This is a genomic window from Butyrivibrio sp. DSM 10294, from assembly GCF_028539135.1.
Lineage (GTDB): Bacteria > Bacillota > Clostridia > Lachnospirales > Lachnospiraceae > Butyrivibrio.
Genome location: NZ_JANSWL010000010.1, coordinates 1 through 3,794, shown reverse-complemented (window position 1 = coordinate 3,794; position 3,794 = coordinate 1). Strand labels below are relative to the sequence as shown.

At 48.3% G+C, this 3,794-nt stretch carries 1 protein-coding gene; it reads right to left on the bottom strand.

The window, feature by feature from the left end:
• Nucleotides 1-3,794, bottom strand: a 3,794-nt coding sequence (locus NXH67_RS00080; RefSeq protein WP_272795919.1) for a hypothetical protein, incomplete at both ends; no start/stop codon positions are given.

Here is a 3,794-nt window from a genome sequence, read left to right as displayed (position 1 = left end):
GGTTATCTTGCCAACGCCGCTGTAGGTAGGTATGTCGGAATCATCGATTGTTGCGATATCTTCCTCTTCTACTTTCTCTTCCTGCTTCTGTGTCTTCTCCTTGTAGCTGTCTACTACAGGATAGATGTCAGATGCCTTAAGAGTTGTCTCTGTGGTTGTGGTCTCATTCTTCACAACTGTCTTACTTGAGGATGAGCTGCTGTCTGACTTGCTTCTTCTGTTTTCACTGCTGCTATTATTGTCAGCAATAACTATTGCTGCTTCCTCACGGGACTTCTTAGCTTCTTCCTCTGCCTTCTTAGCTTCCTTCTCTGCTTCTTCAGCAGATTTTCTTGAAGACTCGGATTCCTCCTTGGCTCTTCTTGCTTCTTCCTCGGCCTGTCTTGCTTCTTCCTTGGCTCTGCTGGTCTCTTCCTGGGCCTTTCTGGCTTCTTCCTTTGCCTTTCTTGCCTCTTCCTGGGCCTTCTCCTTGGCGTCCTTCTCAGCTTTTCTGGCTGTTTCTGCCTTCTCTGCTGCTTCCTCTGCCTTTTTCTGGGCTTCACTTGCAGCCTTTTCTGCTGCTTCCTGATTAGCCTTGGCCTTCTTTTCGTTTTCGGAGACTTCGCTAGCCTTCTCGGTAGCTTCGTCGGCCTGCTTCTTAGCCTTTTCTGCTTCTTCCTTCAGCTTATCAGCTTCCTTAAGAGCTTCTTCAGCCTTTTTCTTTGACTCTTCAGCTTCTTCTTTGGACTTGGCGGCATCAGCCTCAGCCTTGGCCTGTGCTTCCTTTGCTTTCGCTATTGCATCCTCAGCATCCTTTGCCTTATCCTCGGCTATTCTCTGAGCCTCTTCGGCATTAGCTTTTGCTGTCTCTGCATCTGCAAGCTTCTTTGCTTCTTCAGCTGCTTTTTCTGCTGCTTCGGTTGCTTCCTGAGCTGCCTCATCAGCTCTTTCTGCTGCTTCTTTTGCTTCCTTCTGGGCTGCCTTTTTTTCTGCCTCTTCTGCCTGTCTTGCTGTCTCAGCCTTATCTGCTGCATCAAGAGCTGCATTCTTGGCTTCTTCAGCCTTGTTTATAGCTTCCTGAGCTGCCTGTCTTACATCCTCAAGGATCCGGTTCTGAGCATCTCTTATGGCTTTTCTTGCTGCATCAGCTGCATCATCGGCATCTTTTGCCTTGCCTCTTGCCTTAGATGCTGCGGTATTTGTATCCTTTACCACCTCACCTGACTCTGTTGCAAGATAGTCTGTTTCTTTGATGTATCCGGCATCGATAGCTGCCTTAAGTACTTCCTCAAGAGCCATAGCTGCAGCTTCTGCCTTGTCTGCTGCTGTTCTTGCAAGATCTGCATCTTCCTCAGCTGTCTTAGCTGCGACTTCAGCGTCGTTGTAAGAAGCATCCGAAGCATTGTTCGGAATCCTTCCTATTGCTGCTTTCACATCATCAATTGCCTGGTCTGCTGCGGTTACGGCATTCGTTGCAGCTGTCTTACTTGAGATTGCTGCCTCTTTTGCCGCTGTTACTGCAGAAACGGCTGCTTTTCTTGCTTCTTCTGCGGCTTCTGCGGCAAGTCTCTCAGCTTCTGCGGCTTCTTCTGCAGCTTTGGCTGCTGCATCTATAGCTGCCTGACTTGCTTCTGCCTCAAGGTTCCTTGCTTTTTCTTCTGCTTCTGCCTGTTTTATCAGAGCAGCATCTTTTAATGCAGTAGCTGCTTCTATAGCAGCTATGGCTGCATCAGCTTCAGCTCTTGCAGTATTTGCAGTTGCTTCTGCATTTGCTGCATCAGCCTGTGCTGCTATTCTTGCTGCTGTCTCTGCTGTTGTTCTTGCAGCACTTGCTGCGCTCTCAGCTTCGATTGCACGATCAATTGCATCATAGGCTGCGTTAAGAGCCTCTGCCTTTATGTCGTCATACTCCATGTTGGCAACAGCTTCTCTTATATCATTAGCTGCTACTCTTGCAGCAGTTGCTGCATCTTCTGCATACTGAGCTGCTGTTCTTGCTGCTGCTATGTTCTCATCTGAAGAATCATCATTAACCGCATCTCTTGCATCAACTGCAGCCTGCGCTGCAGCTTCTGCATTCTGTGCTGCATCTTCTGCTGCTTCAAGAAGAGCTGCGAGTTTTTCTCTGGTAGCTGCCTTAGCTTCTTCCTGTGCTGCCTCATCTGCAGCCTTCTGCGCTTCTTCCTCAGCCTTGTCAGCTGCTTCCTGTGCTGCTCGTTCTGCTTCTTTTTGCTGATTCTTAGCCTGTTCATCCTGTCTTGCAGCGTCAGCTGCTGCCTTTTCTGCTTCTTCGATTGCTTTCTTCTGAGCTTCTTCAGCTTTCTGTGCTTCTTCGGCATTATAGGCTGCTACGATATTGTCATAAGCTGTCTTTGCATCGGATGCATCGGATGCTGCTTTACCAGCTGATTCTCTTGCCTGACCAGCTGCATATTTTGCATCTTTAGCTATTTTATCCTCAGCACCTACTGCCTTTTCTGCGATTGTTGCCTGGCCCTCTGCTTTGATAGCCTGCTTTTCTGCTTCAATTGCAGCTGTATTTGCTGCTTCATAAGCACTCTTTGCTTCGTCTACAGCTTTCTGTGAAGGATCAAGCTTTGCTAATGTCTCTGCTGTATTCTTTCCGCTGACAGCAAGGCTCTGCTCGCTTGCTGCTTCACTTGCTGCTTTCTGTGCAGCATCTAATGCTTCCTTAGCAATGGTCTCTGCCTTATCTCTTGCTGCCTGCTGTTCTTTCTGTGTTGCTTCGCTGGAAGCTGCTTCCTTTGCTGAATCAACAGCATCTTGTTTCTGCTTTTCTGAGAGCTTGTTCTGAGCCTCTGCATACTTATCTGCTGCTTCCTGCGCCTTCTGCGCTGCGTTTTCAGCATCTTCCTTTGCCTTTGCTACGGCGTTTATTGCCTCATTAACTCTTTCTTTAGCCTTAGAATCAGAAGTATCGGATAAGTATCTCTCAGCATCAGCAAGATCATCTGCTGCTTCCTGCGCTTTCTTTGCTGCCTCGGTTGCGGCTTCTCTTGCTGTCTTAGCTGCATCCTTAGCTGCTGCTACGTTTTCTTCTGAAGCTTCTCCGGCTGCTGCGTTAATAGCATCATCAAGTGCATTCGCTGCTTCCTGAGCCTTTGATGAAGCGGCACCCGCTGCATTTATTGCATTTTCTGCTTCTGCCCTGGCATTGCTGCTTGCTTTTTCATCAGCGCTAAGGTTCTTCTCTGCTTCCTCGGCAGCCTTTCTTGCTGCCTCGGCTGCTTCTCTTGCTTCCTTGGCTGCTTTTCTTGCTGCATTGGCTGCTTCTGTAGCTGCCTTAGCCTTGGACTCGGTCCAGGCATTAGCTGCTGATTTTTCTGCTGTTGCAGCTTTCTCTTCGGCTGTAGCTGCTGCGTTTTCTGCATTCTGTGCTGCTGTCTTGATTGCTACAATGTCTGAATCAGCATTCTTAAGAGCATCTACGGCATCTTTAACTGCTTTGATGCATCCGGTATCAGAATCATTTATAGCATTTGCTGCTTTTTCTGCTCTGTTATCAAGGGTCGTCTTTGCTGCTTCGGCTGCAGCGTTAACACCGGCTGCTTTAGTCTGTGCGCTGTTTCCTGCTTCTGTTGCGGTAGTTGCAGCCGTGTTGGCTCTACCTACTGCTTCCATTACAGAAGACTTTGTAGTCATGTCACTTGTATCATCAGCTGCAAGCTTTGCTTTGGTTGCTGCTTTTGTAGCTGCTTTCCCTGCGGCATTTGCTGCATTAGCCTTGGCATCCAGATCCTGAGCCTTGAGAAGCGCTTCTGATACTACCTGAAGAGTAAGGTTCTCTTCATCAG